The organism is Actinacidiphila sp. bgisy160 (assembly GCF_965342435.1).
Taxonomy (GTDB): Bacteria; Actinomycetota; Actinomycetes; order Streptomycetales; family Streptomycetaceae; genus Actinacidiphila.
On record NZ_CBDRCM010000014.1, the window covers coordinates 1 to 21571 of the forward strand.

At 72.2% G+C, this 21571-nt stretch carries 16 protein-coding genes and 2 pseudogenes; 4 read left to right on the forward strand and 14 right to left on the reverse strand.

Going from position 1 to position 21571, the window contains the following annotated elements:
* The 3 genes and pseudogenes from ACRWNP_RS14175 to ACRWNP_RS14185 form a co-directional block, all read right to left on the reverse strand.
* Positions 1-260 (reverse strand): annotated as a pseudogene (locus ACRWNP_RS14175) (hypothetical protein); the annotation flags it as partial.
* Between the two features lie 58 nt (positions 261-318).
* The gene (locus ACRWNP_RS14180; protein ID WP_431961663.1) at positions 319-1434 is read right to left on the reverse strand and encodes an alpha/beta fold hydrolase; all 1116 of its coding nucleotides are present in this window, start codon (positions 1432-1434) and stop codon (positions 319-321) included.
* Between the two features lie 106 nt (positions 1435-1540).
* A complete protein-coding gene (locus ACRWNP_RS14185; RefSeq protein ID WP_431961552.1) occupies positions 1541-2014 on the reverse strand; it encodes a VOC family protein in 474 nt (157 codons plus the stop codon).
* A gap of 320 nt (positions 2015-2334) precedes the next feature.
* Between ACRWNP_RS14185 and ACRWNP_RS14190 the strand changes: the two genes are divergently transcribed.
* Entirely contained in the window at positions 2335-2937 is a 603-nt protein-coding gene (locus tag ACRWNP_RS14190; protein ID WP_431961553.1) for a CGNR zinc finger domain-containing protein, read from the forward strand.
* Between the two features lie 151 nt (positions 2938-3088).
* Complete coding sequence (locus ACRWNP_RS14195; RefSeq protein ID WP_431961554.1) at positions 3089-4444, forward strand: mycothione reductase; 1356 nt, start codon at positions 3089-3091, stop codon at positions 4442-4444.
* Between the two features lie 69 nt (positions 4445-4513).
* On the opposite strand, the gene ACRWNP_RS14200 is transcribed toward ACRWNP_RS14195, so the two are convergent.
* Both ACRWNP_RS14200 and ACRWNP_RS14205 read right to left on the reverse strand, forming a co-directional pair.
* Positions 4514-6484 (reverse strand): multicopper oxidase family protein, encoded by a 1971-nt coding sequence (locus tag ACRWNP_RS14200; RefSeq protein ID WP_431961555.1) that lies wholly within the window; start codon positions 6482-6484, stop codon positions 4514-4516.
* 506 nt (positions 6485-6990) lie between these two features.
* Positions 6991-7896, reverse strand: a complete 906-nt coding sequence (locus ACRWNP_RS14205) for an NAD(P)H-binding protein (RefSeq protein ID WP_431961556.1) — start codon at positions 7894-7896, stop codon at positions 6991-6993.
* A 243-nt stretch (positions 7897-8139) separates the two neighbouring features.
* Between ACRWNP_RS14205 and ACRWNP_RS14210 the strand changes: the two genes are divergently transcribed.
* Positions 8140-10386, forward strand: a complete 2247-nt coding sequence (locus ACRWNP_RS14210) for a SpoIIE family protein phosphatase (protein ID WP_431961557.1) — start codon at positions 8140-8142, stop codon at positions 10384-10386.
* 114 nt (positions 10387-10500) lie between these two features.
* Here the strand turns inward: ACRWNP_RS14210 and ACRWNP_RS14215 are convergent.
* The 3 genes and pseudogenes from ACRWNP_RS14215 to ACRWNP_RS14225 all read right to left on the reverse strand — a co-directional run.
* A pseudogene (locus ACRWNP_RS14215) lies at positions 10501-10770 on the reverse strand (nitrile hydratase accessory protein); the annotation flags it as partial.
* Positions 10767-10907: a hypothetical protein gene (locus tag ACRWNP_RS14220; RefSeq protein WP_431961558.1), complete on the reverse strand. Its 141-nt coding sequence runs from the start codon at positions 10905-10907 to the stop codon at positions 10767-10769. The gene ACRWNP_RS14220 and the pseudogene ACRWNP_RS14215, both read right to left, overlap by 4 nt.
* 120 nt (positions 10908-11027) lie before the next feature.
* Positions 11028-11855: an SDR family oxidoreductase gene (locus ACRWNP_RS14225; RefSeq protein WP_431961559.1), complete on the reverse strand. Its 828-nt coding sequence runs from the start codon at positions 11853-11855 to the stop codon at positions 11028-11030.
* 256 nt (positions 11856-12111) lie between these two features.
* Here ACRWNP_RS14225 and helR point away from each other — a divergent pair, with 256 nt between their 5' ends.
* Positions 12112-14262 carry an RNA polymerase recycling motor ATPase HelR gene (gene helR, locus ACRWNP_RS14230; RefSeq protein ID WP_431961560.1) on the forward strand — a complete coding sequence of 717 codons (2151 nt, stop codon included), beginning with the start codon at positions 12112-12114 and terminating at the stop codon, positions 14260-14262.
* On the opposite strand, the gene ACRWNP_RS14235 is transcribed toward helR, so the two are convergent.
* The 6 genes from ACRWNP_RS14235 to tal form a co-directional block, all read right to left on the reverse strand.
* Positions 14249-14914: a histidine phosphatase family protein gene (locus ACRWNP_RS14235; RefSeq protein ID WP_431961561.1), complete on the reverse strand. Its 666-nt coding sequence runs from the start codon at positions 14912-14914 to the stop codon at positions 14249-14251. The two genes, helR and ACRWNP_RS14235, sit on opposite strands and share 14 nt — an antisense overlap.
* A 137-nt stretch (positions 14915-15051) precedes the next feature.
* Positions 15052-15939: a phosphogluconate dehydrogenase (NAD(+)-dependent, decarboxylating) gene (gnd, locus tag ACRWNP_RS14240; RefSeq protein WP_431961562.1), complete on the reverse strand. Its 888-nt coding sequence runs from the start codon at positions 15937-15939 to the stop codon at positions 15052-15054.
* Between the two features lie 88 nt (positions 15940-16027).
* Entirely contained in the window at positions 16028-17677 is a 1650-nt protein-coding gene (pgi, locus tag ACRWNP_RS14245) for a glucose-6-phosphate isomerase (protein ID WP_431961563.1), read from the reverse strand.
* Positions 17670-18749, reverse strand: a complete 1080-nt coding sequence (opcA, locus tag ACRWNP_RS14250; RefSeq protein ID WP_431961564.1) for a glucose-6-phosphate dehydrogenase assembly protein OpcA — start codon at positions 18747-18749, stop codon at positions 17670-17672. The genes pgi and opcA overlap by 8 nt, the downstream gene beginning before the upstream one ends.
* Positions 18746-20296, reverse strand: coding sequence for a glucose-6-phosphate dehydrogenase (gene zwf, locus ACRWNP_RS14255; protein ID WP_431961565.1), 1551 nt, complete (start codon positions 20294-20296; stop codon positions 18746-18748). Before zwf ends, opcA begins: the two co-directional genes overlap by 4 nt.
* Positions 20293-21441 carry a transaldolase gene (tal, locus tag ACRWNP_RS14260; RefSeq protein WP_431961566.1) on the reverse strand — a complete coding sequence of 383 codons (1149 nt, stop codon included), beginning with the start codon at positions 21439-21441 and terminating at the stop codon, positions 20293-20295. The genes zwf and tal overlap by 4 nt, the downstream gene beginning before the upstream one ends.
* Between the last annotated feature and the right edge of the window lie 130 nt (positions 21442-21571).

Genomic DNA, 21571 nt, shown 5'->3' on the forward strand with positions numbered 1-21571 from the left:
GGCGAGCGGCTCTGGAAGGGCCGGCGGCCGCGGCCGCCGGCGGGCGGATCGCGCGGGTCGAGGTCCGCGAGGTCCAGGTCCTGCAGCTCGGGCGGGAGTTGGTCCCGCAGGTCCGCCCGGGCGCCCTGCGCGAGCTCACGGAGCCCGCGCAGGGCACGCACGGTGTCGGAGACCAGCCCGGGGAGCTTGTCGGGTCCGACGAGGACGACCGCCACCACGAGCAGCGTCAGGACTTCCAGCGGGCCGATGTCGGAGAACACCGCGCCTCCCGTCTGTGGGTGGGGTTCGCCCGGGACGGGCCCGGCCGGGGGTTACGGGTTAACGGGCCGGCGCACCGGCGGCACGGCGGTACGGGGCGAGGAAGGTGCCGAGTTCCGCCAGCATCTCCTCCGGCGCCTGCTCGGCGACCCAGTGGCCGGCGCCCTGGATCACCACGCCCCGTACGTCCTCCGCGAGGGGCTCCATCGCGCCCGCGACGGCGCCGCCCCAGCTCTCGGACCCGCCGATCGCCAGGACCGGCATCGTCAGCTTCTTCCGCGCGCGCTCCTCGTTCTGCGCGGAGGTGGCGTCCCACGCGCGGTAGAGCCCGAAGCTGCCGCGCAGCGTGCCGGGGTCGGAGAAGAGGCGGAAGTAGTACTCCCGGGCGTACCGGGGCAGCTTCTCCCCGCCCTGGATGTCGAACTCGTAGCCGTAGAAGTCCGCTTCGCGACCCCTGACCAGCCTTTCGGTCAGCTCGTGGTCGACCCGGTTGAACGGGATGTGCCAGAGCCTGTTGTTGTCCCGCTCGTCCAGGAACAGGATCGGCGAGGCGGACTGGCGCGGGGGTCCGGGGACCTCGGCGAGGGCCACGCGGGCGACCCGCTCCGGGTGGTCGGCCGCCAGCGCGTAGCTGATGATCATTCCGGTGTCGTGGCCGACGACGGCGAACCGCTCGTGGCCCAGGGCGTCCATCAGGGCGACCAGGTCGCCCGCCAGGGTGCGGGTGTCGTAGCCGTCGTGGGGGTTGTCGGTCAGTCCCATGCCGCGCTGGTCGACGGCGACGACGGTGTGGTGCCGGGCCAGTTCCGGCATCAGCATGCGCCAGGCGTACCAGTTCTGCGGCCAGCCGTGCACCAGCAGCAGCGGCGGCCCGTCGCCTCCGACGACGACGTGCTGACGCAGCCCGCCGGCCCGCACGAAGCGGCTGCTGAAGGTGTCGGCGAACCCGGCCGGCAGCCGGGGCGCCGAAGAGACCGAGCCGAAGCCGCGCGGCGTCCGCAGGGGCGGGGTGGCGGAGGCCGACGGCAGTCCGCCCGCCAGCGAGAGACCGGCGACGGTGACGGCGGAGGCGGCCGCACCGCCGACGAAGGCGCGTCGTGACAGTCCGCGCGGGGCACGGTGCGACGTCGGCCTCCGGCCGGGGTCGTCCTGCCCGGACGGCTCCACGGGTGGCATGTTCACGGGAATTCCTTTCGCGTATGTACGAGCATATACTCGTATTGGGGTGCAGGAGGGGCCGTGCCCGCACGGCCCCGTACGCCCTGCGGTGTCGAAGGCGGTGTCAGCGGCCGGGGAAGCGCTGCTGGATCTCCTGGAGCACCCAGCCGTTGCCGTCCGGGTCGCTGAAGGTGGCGAACGAGCCGTACGAGGCACGGTCCGGGTGCAGGCCGGCGAGCCGCGCCTGCCCCTCCAGCCGGTGGGTGACCTCTCCGCCCTCATGGCCGTGGTAGAGCAGCCCGCCGGCGTCGTGGAACACCTCGCTCACCTCGACGCCACGGGCGACCAGCTCCGCACGGGCCCCCTCGATGTCGGGGACGATCAGGTACAGACCCTGGACGGAGCCCGGCTCGGCGGAGGTGAGCCCCCGGCCGAACATCACCGAGCACTCCGAACCCGGCGGGGTGAGGTGCACCGCGCGCCAGCCCTCGCTGACGTCCTTGTCCAGATCCAGGCGGAATCCCGCCGCCTCGTAGAACGCCTTGGCCCGGTCGACGTCGGACACGGGCAGCACGACCAGTTCCAGCTTCATGTTCATGGGGGGTCCTTCTTCATTGACGGCGGTGCGCCGCACACGGGCGGGTCACCGCTTCGGGATGAACGAGGACGGCGGAGCCGCACCGGCGCCACACGCCGTCACCGGCCGGGTCGCCGAAGGCTTCGAGTCGTAGTCCAGAGCGGCTCGGCCTGTCTTCGTGGTGACGACCGTAGGCCATTAGCTCGTAACGTGCAAAGCCGGATGGTCCCTTTTCTCACCATCGTGATGCACCTCACCGCACGGGAAGCGGACGAGGACCTTAGCGATTTCACACCTAACAAGGAGCGATCTAGACTGACCGGGAGAGGAGGCCACGGACGATGCCCGCACCCACGACCGAGCGCAGTCCGCTGAACCAGCCGGCGGCCGCCGACGCACTCCTGCGATTCCTCAACACGCACGCCTCGGGACCCCGGCAGCTCCCCGAGCGCTTCACGGACGCCCGCGCCATGCACGCATGGCTTCTGGAGCACGGCCTGGACGCCGGGATCACCTTCGTCACCGAGGCCGACGCGGCCGGCGCACGCGAACTGCGCGACGCCCTGATCACCGTGCTGCTGGCGCACGCGGGCGACAAGAACACCACGCCCGAGGCACTCGCCCGGGCGGAGGAGCACCTGCGCGGCATCGCGACCCGCTATCCCCTCGCCTCGGTCGTCACCGCCACGGGGGCCGGCCTGGTCAGCACGCAGACCGGCGTCCCCGGGCTGTTCGGGACCGTCCTCGCGAGCGTCACCGAACTCGCCCACGCGGGCCTGTGGGACCGGCTGCGGGCGTGCCGCCACGAGCCGTGCCACTTCTGCTTCTTCGACCGGACGCGCAACAGCTCGGCCGGTTACTGCGGTCCGAGGTGCGCTTCCCGCGCGTCCATGCGGGCCTACCGGCAGCGCAGGAAGGAACAGGCCACCGGGACGGCGGGCTGACCCTCCGGTTGTGTCGCACCGGCGGTGCGACCCCGGTCACCTGTGCTCGTGATATGAACCTTCGAAGGACTGAACAGGCACAAATCGGGCGGCAGTCCCGCGGAAGGGCCATGCGCCGCAGCCCGGACATCCGACCGGAAGGTGGGCAGACATGCCGCATTACGATCTCGTGGTCCTCGGCGCGGGAAGCGGCAACATGCTGTTCGGGGACGAGTTCGCGCACCTGCGCCGCGCCATCGTCGAGCCGGGCCGCTTCGGCGGTACCTGCCTGAACCGGGGCTGCATCCCGAGCAAGATGTTCGTCGTGGCCGCCGACGCGGCGGAGAACGCGCGGGCCGCGGCGCGGCTCGGCGTCCGCGCCACCGTGGAGCCGGTGGACTGGAAGACCGTCCGCGACCGGGTGTTCCACCGGATCGACCCGCTCCACGACAGCGCGCTGGACTACCGCCGGGACAACGGCATCGACGTCTACACCGACGAGGCGCGCTTCGTCGAGCCCAAGGTGCTGCAGGTGGGCGAGGAGCGGATCACCGCCGACACCTTCGTCGTCTCGGTCGGCTCACGGCCCGACGTGCCGGACATCCCCGGACTGGGCACCGTGCCCTTCCACACCTCCGACACCATCATGCGGATCGAGGACGCCCCCGCCTCCCTGGTGGTCATCGGCGGCGGTTTCATCTCGGCCGAGTTCGGCCACGTCTTCAGCGCGTTCGGGACGGACGTGACGATCATCCAGCGGGGTCCGCGCCTGCTGATGGCGGAGGACGAGCAGGTGTCCCAGCGCTTCACCGAACTCGCGTCCCGGCGGCACCACCTGCTCCTCGGCGCCACCGTCGCCTCCGTCGAGCGGCGCTCCGGCGGAGTCGAGGTGAGCCTGACCTGCCCCGACGGCGACCACGTCGTCCAGGCCGAGATGCTGCTGGTGTGCACCGGCCGCCGGCCCAACAGCGACCGGCTGGACGCCGCCGCCGGCGGGCTGGAACTCGACGAGCACGGTCACATCGTGACCGACAGCAGCTACCGCACGTCGGTTCCGGGGGTCTGGGCCCTCGGCGACGTCGTGAACCACTTCCAGCTCAAGCACATGGCCAACGCCGAGTCCCGGGTCGTACGGCACAACCTGCTGCACCCGGACGACCCGCACACCCTGTCCAACAGGATCGCCCCGCACGCGGTCTTCACCAGTCCGCAGATCGCGAGCGTCGGGCTGACCGAGCAGGAGGCGCGTCGCCGCGGCGTCGAGTGCCTGGTCAGCGTCCGCGACTACGCGGGCACCGCCTACGGATGGGCCCTCGAGGACACCACGAGCTTCGTGAAGGTCCTGGCGAACCCCCACGACCGCACGATCCTGGGCGCGCACATCATCGGTCCCCAGGCCGCGACGCTCATCCAGCCTCTGATCCAGGCCATGGCGCTGGGGCAGACCGCCGACCAGGTCGGCCGGGACGTGCTGTACATCCACCCCGCGCTCACCGAGGCCGTCGAGCAGGCCCTGCTGGAGCTGTAGCCCCGGTCCGCCCGGAGCGGTCCCGCCCGAGACGGGACCGCTCCGGGTCATCCAGAGGCAGCGGTGGGGTTACATCTTCATGCCGCTCCTCAGGTGCTTCATGTCGTGCGCGTCCATGCCCCGGCCCATGTCCATCAGCATCCGGTGGATGTCGTGGACCGGCGACGGCATGACGACGAAGGGCCGCATCATGCCCTCGTCCTCGTGGTCGAGCAGGTGGCAGTGGTACATCACCTTGCCGGTCTGGTCGGCGAGGCGGCCGGCGACGGTGACGAGGGTGTTGGCGTTGACGGTGATGGTGTCCTTCCAGCCGGACTCCTCGGGGGCGACCGGAACCGGCGCTCCGAGGGTGATGGGCTTCCTGGTCTGCGCCGTGGCGAAGTCCAGGCCGGAGGCGTCGACGGTCCGCCGGTCGACGACCTGGAAGTTCATCAGGTGGATGTGCATGGGGTGGTAGATGGGCACGCCCTCGGGGGCGGCGCTGATGAAGTGCCACTTCTCCCAGGTGCCGGCGGCGGCGAAGAAGGTGGTGGTGTCCTCGAACATGGTGCCCGTGCGGCGCAGCGTGACGGTACCGCCCGGCATGTCGACGGTGACGACGCCGGTGCCCGGTGCCGTGCCGGCCGGGACCTGCTCCATCTCCCAGATCTGGGGCATGGCGCCGGTCGTGTCGAAGCTCAGCAGGACGAAGCGCTCGGTGGCGTCCTTGGGCACATCGGCGAGGCTGAGCCTGCGGAACGACGTCGACAACGTTGTCGGAAGTGGGTGCGGCGCGCGGCGCCGCTTCTCGACGCAAAACTGCATGACCTCGGCGAAGGGGATCAGGAAGTCCGGCAGGGCCGCTCCGGGGGTCTGGCCCGGGATCGCGTTGACGAGCTTGAGCTTCCTGCCGGGGAAGGCCGCGAAGTCGATGACGACGTCGGCGCGTTCCGCGGGTGACAGCGAGAGCGCCTCGTCGATGGTCTGCGGCTTGCCGAGCAGGCCCATGTCGGTGCCGATGAGCTTCATGGCGCCGTGTACGACCTTGCCGGTCTCCTCGTCCACGACGACCAGGCGGTAGACGCGGGCGCCGGAGACGTTCAGCAGCCGGAAGCGGTAGGCGCGGGCCTGGACGTCCAGGTACGGCCACACCACGCCGTTGACCATGGTGAACGGGGCCAGGCTCGCCAGGGCGGGCGGGATGGTGCCCGGCATCGGCATCGAGCCGGGGCCCACGATCCGCTTCGCGAGGACCTGGCCGGTGAGCCGTCCCTGGGCGTCGGTGTCGAAGTTCACGTCCTGGATCGTCAGCGGGATCTCGTGCTCGCCGCGGGGCAGGCCGAGCCGGTCCTCCTCCGCGTCGCGCACCAGGTAGTTGCCGACCAGGCCGGACTGCACGTTGAGCGAGGTCACCGACATGGCGTGGTCGTGGTAGAAGAGGTGCGTGGCCGCCTGGTCGTTGGCGTACTCGCCCAACTGGCCGTTCCCGGCGGTGACTCCGAACTCCGCGGCGCCGTCGCTCAGGGCGTTCTGGTGGCCGCCGTGGACGTGAACGGTGGTCCAGGCGGTGAGCCGCTCGACCTCGGGGCGGGCGGGTGCGCCCTCGGCGCCGGGCCGGTTGTAGGGCAGCAGGCCGGGGCCGGGGCCCTCGGCGTTCACCCACACGGCCTTGAGCGGCGTCGTGCCCTTGAGCCTGTTGTTCCAGGCGATGCGGACGCGCTCCCCGCTGCGGACCTCGATGGTCGGGCCGGGGAAGTGGCCGGCGTAGGTCCACATCCGGCTCGGCGGCATCTGGGAGTGCAGCCGGACCCGGGACTCCACCATGTCGATCTCGGTGATCCCGTGGCTCTTGGGGCGCAGCTTCGGCGGGACGCGCAGCGGGTCGCGGAACGGCTTCAGCGTCGTGAACGTGGGCTCGTTCACGCCGTTGAGCGCGTCGGCCGCCTCCGCGGTGCCCTGGAAGACGCCGGTGGAGCCGAGGACCCCGGTACCGGCCACGGCGACGGCCGCGGCGGTGACCCCGGCCATGCCGAGAACGGTCCGCCTGCTGGTGGTTGGCATGTAAGTGTTCATCCTGTTCTGGGTGGTACGAGTGCGGGAGGTGGAGCCTCGGAGGGACGCGCCCGCGCTCCCCTGGGTCCGGGGAGCGTCGTTCCGCACGCCTCAGGACGGCGACGCCGAGCGGACGACCGGCGGCCTGAGGGGGGGTTTCCGGCGCGGACGGACGCCGTCGGAGCTGTCGGCCACCTGGCATCCCGCGTCAGGGCAGACACGACGGCCTGCCGGCCGGCCCCGACATGGGTCCTGTCGGTCCGGCGTTCCCGGAGCGCGCATCCTCATGGTGGGTTCGCCACCTCGGTGCGGCACTCGTACCCGGGCAATCCCCCCAGCCTGCGCTGAGCCCCCGCGCACTACTTGCTCGGTCAAACAAGTAGAAGATTCGACTACTTGTACGCGCAAGTAGCTTGATTCGTCATCAAACGGAACCCGGAACGAGGGGCCCGGCAGGCGCGCCGAGCCCCTCCGTCCGGCGCCCCCCGTGGGACGCCGAAGCCGCCTGCGAGGGCTCAGCCCAAGTAGAAGTCCCGGCGGGCGGCGACGAACTGCTCGACGGTCCGGGCGGGCACGCCCGTCACGCGCTCGACGTCGTCCGACGCCCGGTCGTAACGGTTCTCCCGGTGCAGCCGGCCCATCGTGGCGATGTGGGCCTCGATGTGCTGCGGCAGACCGACCTGACCGAGCACCTCGGCCTGCCACCGTTCCGGGGGCACGTCGACGTACGTCACCTGACGTCCCAGCGCCCGCGAGAACTCCTCGGCCATCTCCGTCATGTCGACCGTGCGCGGGCCGGTCAGTTCGTAGACCCGGCCGACGTGCGGGGCCGGATCGCGCAGGACCGTGGCGACCGCCCGGGCGACGTCCTCCACGGCCACCGGCGAGGTGCGCCCGGCGCCGAACGGCAGCGCGATCGTCCCGCTCTCCCGGATCGACCGTGCCGCCAGCGCGGTGAACAGCGGATTGTCCAGGAAGGACGTCGGGCGGATGTGCACCACCGGCAGACCCGACCAGTTCAGCACCTGCTCCGCCAGCCAGTGCAGCCGCTGCTGGTGGGACTCCCCCGTGCTGGTCCCGGTCATCTGCGACACCGTCATCTGCGACATGCCCACCAGCGCGTCCAGCCGTCCGTACTCGCGGGCGACGCTCGCCACCACGGTCGCCGCGAGCAGGTGGTCGGGCGAGACGGGCATGGCGAAGTACATCCGCCGCGCCCCCTCAAGCGCCGCCGCGACGGTCTCGGGCCGGGTGAGATCGCCGGTGACGACCTCCGCGCCGAGCGCGCGCAGCGCGTCCGCCCGTTCGTCGTCGCGGCGGACCATCGCGCGCACCGGTACGCCCTGCTCACGCAGGAGTTCGAGGACGGCACGGCCCACGCCGCCGACCCCGGTGACGAGGACAAGATTGCCGGCAGCCATCGGTCGGTCTCCTTCTGGGTTGGCTGAGTTTCCGGTGACAGGTGTGGCCACGGACGCCCTCGGCGTACGAGGTGCCGACGGGACCGCGCCCACCCCTGAACCATTACGAGCATATGCTCCTATCTCGCGGGCGGCAACCGCGCCCGCCCCGCACGGCCCGGGGCCCGCGCCCGCAGGGGCGGCGTCCCGCCCATGAGCGAGCGGTCACCCGCGCACCTATACTCGCCAAGAGGGAGTCGTTCGATGACGAGCAACAGCGCGGTCGGAGAACACCGCCGCGACGGCGGGCCCGCACGGATCCAGGCCACGGATCTCGAGGAGGTCCTGCACGGCGCCGTCCGTGAGGCCCTGTTCCGGATGGACGCCGTGTCCGCGGCGGTCTACCTGCTGCACGGGGACGATGCCGAACTGCACGCGGCGATGATCGCCGGCAGCCCGCCCTCCTGCTTCACGATGCCCTGCACGATCGATATCGACATGCCCCGCGCCTCGTCCCGTGCCGTCGCCACGGGAAGGACGGCGGTCCTCCCCGATCCCGATCCGGCCGGCGCGGACCAGACGTACGCCCTGCCCTATCCCTACGCGGCCCTGGCGGCCCCGGTCACCGCGGACGGGCACCGCTTCGGCGCGCTCACCGTCCTGCGCCTGGAGAGCCACGGCGACTACGGCCCCGCGGACCACAAGGTGCTGCGGGAGATCGCGGACACACTGGCCGCGGCTCTCGCCGGGCTCGCACGCCACGGCACCACCGTCAGGGCCGGCCCCACACCCGCCGTCGTGCCGGTGCTCCACTCGAGCGTCCACACCCCGGGCTGGGGAGTGCGCGGCGTCCCCGGCTCGGCCGGCGCCAGCCTGATGTACCCCCTACGGCATCTCGCCGAACGGCTGAACCAGGCCACCACCATGGACCACGTCATCGCGGCGGCACGTGACTCCATCATGACCCCCCTCGGTGCCCGCGTCCTGGTGCTCGCCTCGGTGAGTGCGGGCCGGCTGTGGGTCCTTGGGCACAGCGGGCCCTCCTCCGCCATGGTCCGCACCCTCCACGGCGCCCGACTCGGTGCGCGAACCCCGGCGGCGGAGGCGGTCGGCGGGCACGCGCTGTTCCTGTCCGGCGGGCCACCGCGGGACGAGGGCTCCGAATGGGAGGATGCCGGGCCGCGGGCCGCGGCCTATCTGCCGCTCGCCATCGGGAGCAGGCTCGTCGCTGAGGCACCCGCGCGGAACACACACGTCGTCGGCGTGTGCTGCCTGGAGTTCGCCGGGCCCCGCGAGTTCCCGCCCGAGGAGCGGACGGTGCTCGGCATGATGGCCGGGATGCTGGGGGCGACGGTCGAACGCGTCGAACTGGATGCCAGACAACGCGAGGTCGCCGAACACCTGCAGCGCAGGCTCCTGCCGTCCGCCCTCGCCGAGGTACCGGGGCTGGCGACCACCGCGCGCTACCGGCCCGCCGTGACCACGGTGCAGGTGGGCGGCGACTGGTACGACGTGATCAAAGTGGCGGACGACAGGATGGTGCTGGTCGTCGGTGACGTGGAGGGCCACGACCTGGACAGCGCCGCCGTCATGGGCCAGGCGCGCACCGCGCTGATCTCGTACGCCACCGAGGGTCACTGCCCGGCCGTGGTGATCGACCGGACGGACCGGCTGCTCGCCGAACTCGGCACCGAGCAGCTCGTGACGTGCTGCGTGGTCGCCCTGGACACCGGCGACGGAACGGCCGAGGTGGCCCTGGCCGGGCACCCGGCGCCGATCGTACGGCGGCCCGACGGGAGCGTCGACGTCCTCGAAGCCCCACCGAACCTCCCGCTGGGCGTCACCGCCGGGCACCCCTACCGGAGTTGGGAGCACACGCTGTCGCCGGGGTCCGTGCTGATGCTGTACTCCAACGGTCTGACGGACTCCGCCACCCGCGATCCCGGCACGTGCGCTCAGGACCTGCTCCACAAGGGCGGCCGGCAGGCCGGGACCGACCTGGAGCGACTCGCCGACCGCCTGGTCGCCCAGGTCTCCGGCCCCAGGTGGCGCCGCGACGACGCGGTGCTGCTCCTGGCCAGGTACGAGGGCGCCGTGGGCAAGGGGGCGCCACGGACGGCGAGCCTGCACGTGCAGCGCCGCGATCTGCACGGGGTCAAGGCGACCCGGGCGTTCGTCGACGAGCAACTGCGCTCGTGGTCGCTGGCGGGCATGTCGGACGCCCTGCAGCTGATCGCGTCCGAGGTCGTGACGAACGCCCTCATCCACGCGGGCAGCGATGTCGACGTCCGGCTGCGGGCCTTCGACGACCGCGTGCGGCTGGAGGTACGGGACTCCTGCGGCAATCCGCCCGTCCCCTCGCCGCTCGCCCTGGACGAGGAGGAGAACGCCGAGGCCGAGCACGGCCGGGGCCTGCTCATCGTGGAGGCCCTGGCCGGGCAGTGGAACACCTCGCCCAACGGCCGCGGCAAGACCGTCTCGCTGGATCTGCCCATCCCCACGGAGGCCTGACGGCGCCTGCCTGGACCGGTGGCCCCGCGGTCGGTGTGGATGTGTGTGTTCGTGGTCGTGGGGCCCACGGGGCGTCCGGCCAGGGTCCGGGGCGCGCGCGGTGACCTCGTCCGCACCCAGCACGTCCCGTTCGGTGAGCACGTCCTCCAGGGCGGCCGGCCAGAGCCGGTGGTGGTCCCAGGGGTCGTCCGCCGCGGGACCCTTCTCCCAGGCCCGGATCCGGGCGATGAGCGCGGACTGGAACCGCGGCCGGCCGAAGGCACCGGACTCGTGGAGGCCGGCGGCCAAGCCGAAGGCGCGGCTCTCCCACGGCTCGGCGAAGACCAGCTCGCCGTTGGAGCGGGGCGGGGCGGCCGGCCCGTCGACGTCCAGGGGAGCGGTCACGGCGCCGCCACCTTCGCCACGCCGACCCCTGCGTCCCGGGTCACCAGCGGCACGAGTTCCTCCTCGGTCAAGTGCTCGGTGCCGGCGGGTCGTTCGCCCCATCCTGGCGTGCCCCCCAAGTCGGCGATGCCCTCCATGGCGCGCTCTTTCCTGTGCCGGGATCACCGCACACCAGCTTGGCCCCCGGGCGGCCGGTGTCCCCGCGACACGGCCCGCCCGCCTCCCGGTTCCCTCCGACGGGCCGTCAGGCCGCCGCCCTACCGGGAGGCGAGGAACTCCCGGGCCCCGCGCAGGCGGGTCCGTATGAGCCTTTGGGTGGCACTGCTGTCGAGGCGGACGTCGAGGGCCCCGGGTACGGGGCCGCCGGCACGGCGCCCGGCGGGCAGCGCGGTGGCGTCGAGGCCGTCGCGGCGGGCGATGAGCGCGCCGAGTCGGTGGCGGCTGAGGGCGTCCGTCCCGGCGAGGTGGAACATCCCGGACGCGTCGGACACCGCGAGTTCCCACAGGGCGGAGGCGAGGTCCCCGACGTGCACCGGGCAGCGGACTTCGCCGGTGAACAGGACGCCGTCGCGCACTCCGGCCGCCAGGTCGTGGACCAGGCGCTCGTGCACGGACCCGCCGTCGCCGATGATCAAGGAGGTGCGCGCGACCACGGCGGCGGGCACCAGGAGCCGCACCGCGGTCTCGGCGGCGGCCTTCGCCGCGCCGTACGGGGTGACGGGGTCGGGACGGCAGGACTCGTCGTAGCGGACCCGGGCCCCGGAGAAGACGGCGTCGCTGGAGACGTGGACCAGGCGGCAGCCGTGTTCCGCCGCGGCCATCGCCACGCGGACCGAGCCGTCGGCGGTGACCTCCCAGTCGCTGTAGCCGCTGGTGACGTTGACGACGGCGTCGGGGGCGGCCTCGGCCAGCACCGTGCCGAGGTGCCCGGGGGCACGGAGGTCGAGGTGGTGCCACGGGATACCGGGAACCCCGCCGGGATGGCGGGAGCGGTACGTCGCCGCCGTCCAGAGACCCGCGGCCACGGCCTGTCGTACGAGTTCCCTGCCCAGGAAACCGCTGCCGCCGACGATGAGGACCTTCACGGACTTCACCGTAGGGCAGCCGCAAGGGCGGTGGGCTCGTCCGCCGCGGAAAACGACGAAGGCAAGGGAGGAAACCCTTCCCTTGCCACTCTCAACATATAGCGCACAGGGGGCCTTGCGGCAAGGCCCCCCTCGTACCGCAGAATCGCTGACCTGAGCCGGAACCTGGGGAATTGGAAGTTCTGATACGTGTGTTGTCATTTGTTCGTCGACGGGTCGAGCAGCGCGGGAGCGGCCGCGGATCGGAGCCGCTGACGTGGAGCCCCTGACCACCGGCGCGTTCGCCCTTCCCGCCCGGCTCGCCGCCAAGGCCGCCCCGGCGCTCGTCGCAGGCGACGAGCGGCACTTCGCCGCCATCGCGGAGAGCCTCGACCGGGCCATCGCCGAGCTGTCAGAACGCCTCGCCGCCGAGCGCAGGGCGCCCGGCGGCGTGGGCCGTCAGGCGATGGACCGGGACGCGGAGATCCACCGGCTGACCGCCCGGCTGCGCGCGCTGCGCCGCTTCGGCCTGGACCTGTGCCTCGGGCACATCGTGCGCGCCGACGACCCCGAGCCGGTGTACATCGGGCGGCTCGGCCTCACCGACAGCGCGGGGCGCCGGCTGCTGATCGACTGGCGCTCCCCCGCCGCCGAGCCGTTCTTCGCGGCGACCCACGCCGACCCGATGGGGCTGGTGAGCCGCCGCAGGTACCGCTGGAGCGGCGGCCGGGTCAGCGACTACTGGGACGAGGTGTTCACCGCCGACGGACTCGAGGGGCGCGCCGCGCTCGACGACCAGTCGGCGTTCATCGCGAGCCTGGGCGGTAGCCGGTCGCCCCGGATGCGGGACGTGCTCGCCACCATCCAGGCCGACCAGGACGCCGTGATCCGGGCGGGGTCACGGGGCGCCCTCGTCGTCGACGGGGGTCCGGGGACGGGGAAGACCGTCGTCGCCCTGCACCGCTCCGCCTACCTCCTCTACTCCGACCCGCGCCTCGGTCGTCGCCGGGGCGGCGTGCTGTTCGTCGGCCCGCACCAGCCCTACCTGGCCTATGTCGCCGATGTCCTCCCGAGCCTCGGCGAGGAGGGTGTGCGGACCTGCACCCTGCGGGACCTGGTCGCCGAGGGGGCCACGGCGACGGCCGAGACCGACCCGGACGTGGCCCGCCTGAAGTCGTCGGCGGACATGGTGCGGGCCGTGGAGAAGGCCGTCAGGTTCTACGAGGAGCCGCCGTCGGCGGGGATGACGGTGTCGACCGACTGGGGCGACGTCCGGCTGACCGCCGACGACTGGGCCGAGGCCTTCGACGCGCCGGGGCCGGCCACCCCGCACAACGAGGCGCGCGACCTGATCTGGGAGGAGCTGACCGCCGTCCTCCTGGACAGGCTCGGTGACGAGGACGTCCCGCCGGAGATGTTCCGCAGGTCGTTGCTGCACGACGGGGAACTGGTCACGACCCTCAACCGCGCATGGCCGTTGATCGACGCGGCCGACCTCGTCGGGGACCTGTGGTCGGTCCCCGCCTACCTGCGGCTGTGTGCTCCGTGGCTCGCCCCCGAGGACGTCCGCAGGCTGCAGCGGGCGGACCCGCAGGCATGGACGGTGTCCGACCTGCCGATCCTGGACGCGGCACGGCAGCGGCTCGGCGATCCGCTCGCGGCGCGCCGCGAGCACCGGCGTGAGGCCGCCGTCGCGGCCGAGCGCGCACGCATGGCCGACGTCATCGACAACGTGCTGGCGGCCGACGACGACGGCGAGGGCGCGGTGACGATGCTGCTCGGACAGGACCTGCGGGACAGCCTGGTCGACGACACCGCTCTGCCCGGCGACGACCCGGAACCCCTGGCGGGACCGTTCGCCCACATCGTGGTGGACGAGGCCCAGGAACTGACCGACGCGCAGTGGCAGATGCTGCTGCTGCGCTGCCCGTCCCGCAGCTTCACCGTCGTCGGGGACCGGGCACAGGCACGGCACGGGTTCGCGGAGTCGTGGCAGGAGCGGCTGCGGCGGGTGGGCCTCGACCGGGTGACCGTGGCCTCGCTGGGCATCAACTACCGGACGCCGCGGGAGGTCATGGCGGAAGCCGAGCCGGTCATCCGGGCCGTGCTGCCGGACGCCAATGTGCCCGCCTCCGTCCGCAGCGGCGGTGTGCCCGTCGTGCACGGACGGGTCACGGATCTCGACACGGTCCTCGGCACCTGGCTCGCGTCGCACGACGACGGCGTCGCCTGTGTCATCGGCCATCCGTCGTTCCGCGCGACGCCCCGCGTGCGGTCCCTGACCCCGGAGCTGTCCAAGGGGCTGGAGTTCGACCTGGTCGTCCTCGTCGACCCGGAGGCGTTCGGCGAGGGTGTGGAGGGAGCGGTCGACCGCTACGTCGCGATGACCCGCGCGACCCGGCAACTCGTCGTGCTCAGGAGTTCCTGACGGGGCGCCTTGGCCGGGGAACGGCGCCGGACAGGGAGACGGCGCCGGACGCCGGGGCACCCGTGGTGTTCCAGGCCTTGATGACGGGGCGGCCGTGCTCGGTGCCGAGGCGGCTGACGGTGCCGGTGTCCAGGGCGAACAGCGAACCGGCGGAGGGCGGCAGACCGAGACGGCGGGCGGTGAGGACGCGCAGGATGTGGCCGTGGGCGACAAGCAGGACGTCGCCCACGGCCGGGTCGCGCAGCAGCGGCTCGACGCGCGCGAGCACGCGGTCGGCCCGGCGGCCGACGTCCTCGGGGCTCTCGCCGGGATGGTCCGCCGGGCCGGTGGCCACGCCGTCGGTCCACAGGTTCCACGTCGGGCGGGTGCGGTGGATCTCCGCGGTGGTGACGCCCTCGTAGCCCCCGTAGTCCCATTCGCTCAGGTCCGGGTCGATCTCGGGGCCGCTCACCCCGGCCAGCTCGGCCGTGCGCACGGCGCGGCGCAGCGGGCTGCTCAGGGCGAGGGCGATGTCGTGGCCGCGCAGCACGGCGGCGACGCGGGCGGCCTCGTCCTCGCCGTGCGGGGTCAGGGGGAGGTCGGTGTGGCTGGTGTGCTGCCGGGACAGGGTCCACGCGGTTTCGCCGTGGCGGAGCAGGAGCAGGTCACCCATGATCGTTCATCCACTTTCGGCAATGGAGGAGGGGGTGGTGTGTGCGGTGCGGTGGTGAGGTGTCTTTGCGGTGGTGGTGGGGGCAGTGCGGTGGTGCCCGCGCCGGCCGGACCGGCCGGCGCGGGTCACTGCGGTGGCTAGCGGGCGGTGTCCGCGGAGGTGACGGCGTGGCCGCCGAACTGGTTGCGGAGGGCGGCGATCATCTTCATCTGCGGGGAGTCGTCCTGGCGGGACGCGAAGCGGGCGAAGAGCGACGCGGTGATCGCGGGGAGCGGCACGGCGTTGTCGATGGCCGCCTCGACCGTCCAGCGGCCCTCGCCGGAGTCCTCCGCGAAGCCCTTGAGCTGCTCGAGGTGCTCGTCCTCGTCGAGGGCGTTCACGGCCAGGTCCAGCAGCCAGGAGCGGATGACGGTGCCCTCCTGCCAGGAGCGGAACACCTCGCGCACGTCGGTGACCGAGTGCACCTTCTCCAGCAGCTCCCAGCCCTCGGCGTAGGCCTGCATCATGGCGTACTCGATGCCGTTGTGGACCATCTTGGCGAAGTGGCCGGCGCCGACCTTGCCCGCGTGGACGAAACCGAAGTCGCCCTCGGGCTTGAGGGCGTCGAAGACCGGCCGCACCCGCTCGACGTGCTCGGCCTGCCCGCCGACCATGAGGGCGTAGCCGTTCTCCAGGCCCCAGACACCGCCGGAGACGCCGGCGTCGACGAAGCCGATCCCCTTGGCGGCCAGCTCCTGGGCGTGCTTCTCGTCGTCCGTCCAGCGGGAGTTGCCGCCGTCAACAACGATGTCGCCCGGCTCGAGGAGGCCGCCGAGCTCATCGACCACGGACTGGGTCGCGGCGCCGGCCGGCACCATGACCCAGACCACGCGCGGTGCGTCGAGCTTGTCGACCAGTTCGGTGAGGCTGCCGACGTCGGCCAGTTCGGGGTCCCGGTCGTAGCCGACGACGGTGTGGCCCGCGCGGCGGATCCGCTCGCGCATGTTGCCGCCCATCTTGCCGAGGCCGACGAGTCCGAGTTGCATGTCAGGTGCTCCTTCTGTGTGTCGTGGGTGTGGTCGGCGGGCGGCGCCCGCCCGGGGCCGGGTGGCGCCGCCGTGGGGGTTCCCGGGGTCAGTTCCCCCGCAGGGAGCGGTACGCGGCCACGAGGGCGGCGGTGGAGGGGTCGAGGCCGGGGACGTCTGCGTCGCCGGTCAGGGCGGGTTCGACGCGCTTGGCGAGGACCTTGCCGAGTTCGACACCCCACTGGTCGAAGGAGTCGATGTTCCACAGCGCGCCCTGGACGAAGACCTTGTGCTCGTAGAGCGCGATGAGCTGGCCGAGGACCGAGGGCGTCAGTTCGGTCGCCAGGACGGTGGTCGTCGGGTGGTCGCCGCGGAAGGTCCGGTGCGGGACCTGCTCCTCGGGCACGCCCTCGGCGCGGACTTCCTCGGCCGTCTTGCCGAAGGCGAGCGCCTGTCCCTGGGCGAAGAGATTGGCCATCAGCAGGTCGTGCTGGGCGGTGAGTTCGGCGCTCAGTTCGCCGGCCGGCCGGGCGAAGCCGATGAGGTCCGCCGGGATCAGCTTCGTGCCCTGGTGGATCAGCTGGTAGTAGGCGTGCTGCCCGTTGGTGCCGGGCGTGCCCCACACGACCGGGCCGGTCTCCCACTCCACCCGCTGCCCCTCGCGGTCCACGGACTTGCCGTTGGACTCCATGTCCAGTTGCTGCAGGTAGGCGGTGAACTTGGACAGGTAGTGGGAGTACGGGAGGACGGCGTGCGACTGGGCGCCGAAGAAGTTGCCGTACCAGACGCCGAGCAGGCCGAGGATGAGCGGGGCGTTGGCCTCGGCGGGCGCGGTGCGGAAGTGCTCGTCGACGGTGCGGAACCCGTCGAGCATCTCGCGGAACCGCCGCGGGCCGATGGCGATCATCAGGGAGAGGCCGATCGCCGAGTCGTATGAGTAGCGGCCGCCCACCCAGTCCCAGAACTCGAACATGTTGTCCGGGTCGATGCCGAACTCCGCGACCTTGCCGGTGTTGGTGGACAGGGCGACGAAGTGCCGGGCGACGGCCTTCTCGTCCCCGTCGAGCCCGGCCAGCAGCCAGCTGCGCGCCGACGTTGCGTTGGTGATGGTCTCGATGGTGGTGAAGGTCTTGGACGCGACGACGAACAGCGTCTCGGCGGGGTCGAGGCCCTGCAGGGCCTCGTGGAGGTCCGCGCCGTCGACGTTGGAGACGAAGCGGAACGTCAGCGAGCGGTCGGTGTAGGGGCGCAGCGCCTCGTAGGCCATGGCGGGTCCGAGGTCGGAGCCGCCGATGCCGATGTTGACGACGTTCCTGATCCGCTTGCCGGTGTGGCCGGTCCACTCCCCGGAGCGCACCCGGTCGGCGAAGGCGGACATCTTGTCGAGCACGGCGTGGATCCGAGGCACGACGTTCTCGCCGTCCACCTCGATGACCGCGTCCCGGGGCGCGCGCAGGGCGGTGTGGAGGACGGCCCTGCGCTCGGTCACGTTGATCTTCTCGCCGCGGAACATGGCGTCGCGCAGCTCGAACACGCCGGTGGCGGCCGCCAGTTCGCGCAGCAGAGCGAGGGTCTCGTCCGTGACCAGGTTCTTGGAGTAGTCGATGCGCAGGTCGCCGACCTCCACCGTGTAGCGCCGCGCGCGTGCGGGGTCCGCGGCGAACAGTTCGCGCAGGTGCGGCCCCGGCCGGTTGACGGCACGGTGCTCCGCCAGTGCGGCCCACTGCGGGCGGTGGCTCGGCTTGGGTGTGTCAGACATCGTCCTTCTCCTGGTTCTCGTGCTGGTGCGCGCGCTGCGGCGGCACCGGGCCGGCCTTCGCGGAGCGGGCCTTCGCGGCGGCGGCCTTCGCGGTGGGGGCCTTCGCGGTGGGGGCCTTCGCGGTGGGGGCCTTCGCCGGGACGGCCTTGGCGCGGGGCGCCTTGACCTCGGCCCGGAGCGCGGCGGCATAGGCCTCGTCGGGGTCGAGACGGCGGAGCTCCTCCGCGATGAGCTCCGCGGTGGTGCGGACCTTCAGTGCGAGGACACGGGTGGGCTGTCCGGGGATGGACAGCCGGGCCACGGCACCCTCGGGGCGGTCGATGAGGATGTCGCCTTCCGGGGTGCGCAGCCGGACCGCGGTCACGACGGGTCCGTCGGTGACGACCCGTTCGACGGGCACGCGCAGCCGGTCGGCGAACCAGCGGGCCAGCAGCTCCGCACTGGGGTTGTCGGCCTCGCTCTCCACGACCGCGGAGGTGACCCTGGCCCGGGCCTGGTCGAGCGCGGCGGCGAGCATGGACCGCCACGGCGTCAGCCGGGTCCACGCGAGGTCGGTGTCGCCCGGCGCGTACGAGCCGGCCCGGGTCGCCAGTCGCTCCAGCGGGCGGTCGACGGCGTACGCGTCGGTGATGCGGCGCTGGGCGAGCGCGCCCAGCGGGTCCTTCGCCGGCACGTCGGGCGCGTCCGCGGGCCACCACACCACGACGGGGGCGTCGGGGAGCAGCAGCGGCAGGACCACGGAGTCGGCGTGCTCGGCCGCTTCGCCGAACAGCCGCAGCAGCACCGCCTCTCCGGATCCGGCGTCCGAGCCGACGCGGACCTCGGCGTCGACGCGGGAGGTAGTGCGCCGGCGGGTGGTGCGCGACGGCCGCTTGATGACGACGAGCGTGCGCGAGGGGTGCTCCTGCGCCGCCTGCTCCGCCGCCTTCAGGGCGTCGTGGGCGTTCTCCTCGTCGGTCACGATGACCATGGTCAGGACCATGCCGACGGCGGGGGAGCCGATGGCGCGGCGGCCCTGCACCAGGGCCTTGTTGATGTGGCTTGCCGTGGTGTCTGTCAGGTCGATCCTCATGGCCTGCGCCAGCTCCGTCCGTCTCGTGCGAGCATCTCGTCGGCCTCCGCGGGGCCCCAACTGCCCGCGGTGTACTGCGCGGGCCGTGCGTGCGTGTCCCAGTACCGCTCGATCGGGTCGAGGATCTTCCAGGACTCCTCGACCTCCTGGTGGCGGGGGAAGAGGTTGGCGTCGCCGAGCAGCACGTCGAGGATGAGCCGCTCGTACGCCTCCGGGCTGGACTCGGTGAAGGACTCGCCGTAGGCGAAGTCCATCGTCACGTCCCGGATCTCCATCGACGTCCCCGGCACCTTCGAGCCGAAGCGCACCGTGATGCCCTCGTCGGGCTGGACGCGGATGACGATCGCGTTCTGGCCGAGTTCCTGCGTGGCCTCCGGGTCGAACGGGGAGTGCGGGGCGCGCTGGAAGACGACCGCGATCTCGGTGACGCGGCGGCCCAGGCGCTTGCCGGCCCGGAGGTAGAAGGGGACGCCCGCCCAGCGGCGGTTGTCTATCTCCAGCTTGATCGCTGCGTAGGTGTCGGTCCTGGACTCGGGGTCGATGCCGTCCTCCTCCAGGTAGCCGGACACCTCCTGGCCGCCCTGCCAGCCGTGCGCGTACTGGCCGCGCACCGTGTGGGCGCCGAGGTCGCGGGGGAGCCGTACCGCGCGCAGCACGTTCAGCTTCTCGGTGAGGAGGGATTCGGCGTCGAAGGAGGCGGGCTCCTCCATCGCGGTCAGCGCGAGCAGCTGCAGCAGGTGGTTCTGGATGACGTCGCGTGCGGCGCCGATCCCGTCGTAGTAGCCCGCGCGGCCGCCGATGCCGATGTCCTCGGCCATCGTGATCTGCACGTGGTCCACGTAGGAGCGGTTCCACAGCGGCTCGAACATCGTGTTCGCGAAGCGCAGCGCCAGGATGTTCTGGACCGTCTCCTTGCCCAGGTAGTGGTCGATCCGGAAGACCTGCTCCGGGGCGAACACCTCGTGGACGAGCGCGTTCAGTTCACGGGCGCTGGCCAGGTCGTGGCCGAAGGGCTTCTCGATGACGGCCCGCCGCCAGGAGCCCTCGGGGGCGTCGGCGAGCCCGTGCTTCTTCAGCTGCCGGACGACCTTGGGGAAGAACTTGGGCGGCACCGACAGGTAGAACGCGTAGTTGCCGCTGGTTCCCCGGGCGGCGTCCAGCTCGTCGACGGTGACGGCCAGTTGCTTGAACGCGACGTCGTCGTCGAAGTCGCCGGGGATGAAGCGCATGCCCTCGGCGAGCTGCTGCCAGACCTCCTCGCGGAACGGCGTGCGGGCGTACTCGCGCACCGAGTCGTGGACGACCTGGGCGAAGTCCTGGTCGGCCCAGTCGCGGCGGGCGAAGCCGACGAGCGAGAAGCCCGGCGGGAGCAGTCCGCGGTTGGCCAGGTCGTACACGGCGGGCATCAGCTTCTTGCGGGACAGGTCGCCCGTGACACCGAAGATCACCAGGCCGGACGGGCCCGCGATGCGCGGCAGCCGCCGGTCGGACGGGTCGCGCAGGGGGTTGGACCACGGGGTGTCGGATGTGGTCAGGTCCTTGCTCATCGCGCGTCGGCTCCCTTGCCGTTCAGTGCGGTTCCGATGGCCTGCAGCAACTCGGCCCAGGCCGCCTCGAACTTCGCCACGCCCTCGTCCTCCAGCCGCCGGACGACCTCGTCGTAGGAGATCCCCAGCCGTTCCAGGGCCGTCAGGTCGGCGCGGGACCGGTCGTGGCGGCCGGTGACGGTGTCACCGTCGAGGCGGCCGTGGTCGGCGACGGCGTCGAGCGTCGCCTCGGGCACGGTGGTGACCGTCCCCGGCGCGACGAGTTCCTCGACGTATCGGGTGTCCCGGTACGCCGGGTCCTTCACCCCGGTGGAGGCCCACAGAGGCCGCTGCTCGTGAGCGCCCGCCGCGGCGAGCGCGGCCCAGCGGTCGCCGGTGAAGAACTCCCGCTGCGCCCGGTACGCCAGCCGGGCGTTGGCGAGCGCCGCCCGGCCCTTCAGGGCCGCCGCCTCGTCCGTGCCCAGTTCCGTCAGCCGCCGGTCGACCTCCGTGTCGACGCGGGAGACGAAGAACGAGGCGACGGAGTGCACGGTGGACAGGTCGATCCCCGCCGCGCGGGCCCTCTCCAGGCCGGACACGTAGGCCTCCATGACCTCGCGGTAGCGGTCCAGGGAGAAGATCAGCGTCACGTTCACGCTGATCCCGAGGCCGGTGACCTCCGTGATGGCCGGCAGGCCCTCCGAGGTCGCCGGAATCTTGATCATCACGTTGGGGCGGTCGACGAGCCAGGCGAGCTGACGGGCCTCGGCGACGGTCGCCTCCGTGCGGTGGGCGAGGCGGGGGTCGACCTCGATCGACACCCGGCCGTCGCGGCCACCGGTCGCCTCGTACACCGGCCGCAGGACGTCGGCCGCGGCTCGGACGTCGGCGGCGGTCATCATGCGGACGGCCTCGTCCGGGGTGACATCACGCGCGGCCAGGTCCGCGAGTTGTTCCCGGTAGTCCTCCCCCGAGCCGATGGCGGCCCGGAAGATGGACGGATTCGTGGTGACGCCCACCACACGCCCCGCGGCGACCAGTTCGGTCAGGTCACCGGAGGCGATGCGTCTGCGTGACAGGTCGTCGAGCCAGACCGAGACTCCCTCGGCGGCCAGTCGCCGCAATGGTTCCGCGCTTGCGGTTGCTTCTTCGTTCACTGTGATCATCTTCCTTCTGCGATCGCGTCAACCGTGGCGGACCCCAAAGGATTCCCGGCCGCCGGGGGCGGCGTTTTTGCAGGTGACGGAGGTATCCCACCCCGCGGGCATGACAGTGTGGACCCCTTGGATGTGACGA

Excerpts from the sequence above, each read along its gene's own strand:
- ACRWNP_RS14180 (WP_431961663.1), bottom strand. The coding sequence starts at position 1,434 with ATGCCACCCGTGGAGCCGTCCGGGCAGGACGACCCCGGCCGGAGGCCG.
- ACRWNP_RS14185 (WP_431961552.1), bottom strand. The coding sequence starts at position 2,014 with ATGAACATGAAGCTGGAACTGGTCGTGCTGCCCGTGTCCGACGTCGAC.
- ACRWNP_RS14190 (WP_431961553.1), top strand. The coding sequence starts at position 2,335 with ATGCCCGCACCCACGACCGAGCGCAGTCCGCTGAACCAGCCGGCGGCC.
- ACRWNP_RS14195 (WP_431961554.1), top strand. The coding sequence starts at position 3,089 with ATGCCGCATTACGATCTCGTGGTCCTCGGCGCGGGAAGCGGCAACATG.
- ACRWNP_RS14200 (WP_431961555.1), bottom strand. The coding sequence starts at position 6,484 with ATGCCAACCACCAGCAGGCGGACCGTTCTCGGCATGGCCGGGGTCACC.
- ACRWNP_RS14205 (WP_431961556.1), bottom strand. The coding sequence starts at position 7,896 with ATGGCTGCCGGCAATCTTGTCCTCGTCACCGGGGTCGGCGGCGTGGGC.
- ACRWNP_RS14210 (WP_431961557.1), top strand. The coding sequence starts at position 8,140 with ATGACGAGCAACAGCGCGGTCGGAGAACACCGCCGCGACGGCGGGCCC.
- ACRWNP_RS14220 (WP_431961558.1), bottom strand. The coding sequence starts at position 10,907 with ATGGAGGGCATCGCCGACTTGGGGGGCACGCCAGGATGGGGCGAACGA.
- ACRWNP_RS14235 (WP_431961561.1), bottom strand. The coding sequence starts at position 14,914 with ATGGGTGACCTGCTCCTGCTCCGCCACGGCGAAACCGCGTGGACCCTG.
- gnd (WP_431961562.1), bottom strand. The coding sequence starts at position 15,939 with ATGCAACTCGGACTCGTCGGCCTCGGCAAGATGGGCGGCAACATGCGC.
- pgi (WP_431961563.1), bottom strand. The coding sequence starts at position 17,677 with ATGTCTGACACACCCAAGCCGAGCCACCGCCCGCAGTGGGCCGCACTG.
- opcA (WP_431961564.1), bottom strand. The coding sequence starts at position 18,749 with ATGAGGATCGACCTGACAGACACCACGGCAAGCCACATCAACAAGGCC.
- zwf (WP_431961565.1), bottom strand. The coding sequence starts at position 20,296 with ATGAGCAAGGACCTGACCACATCCGACACCCCGTGGTCCAACCCCCTG.
- tal (WP_431961566.1), bottom strand. The coding sequence starts at position 21,441 with ATGATCACAGTGAACGAAGAAGCAACCGCAAGCGCGGAACCATTGCGG.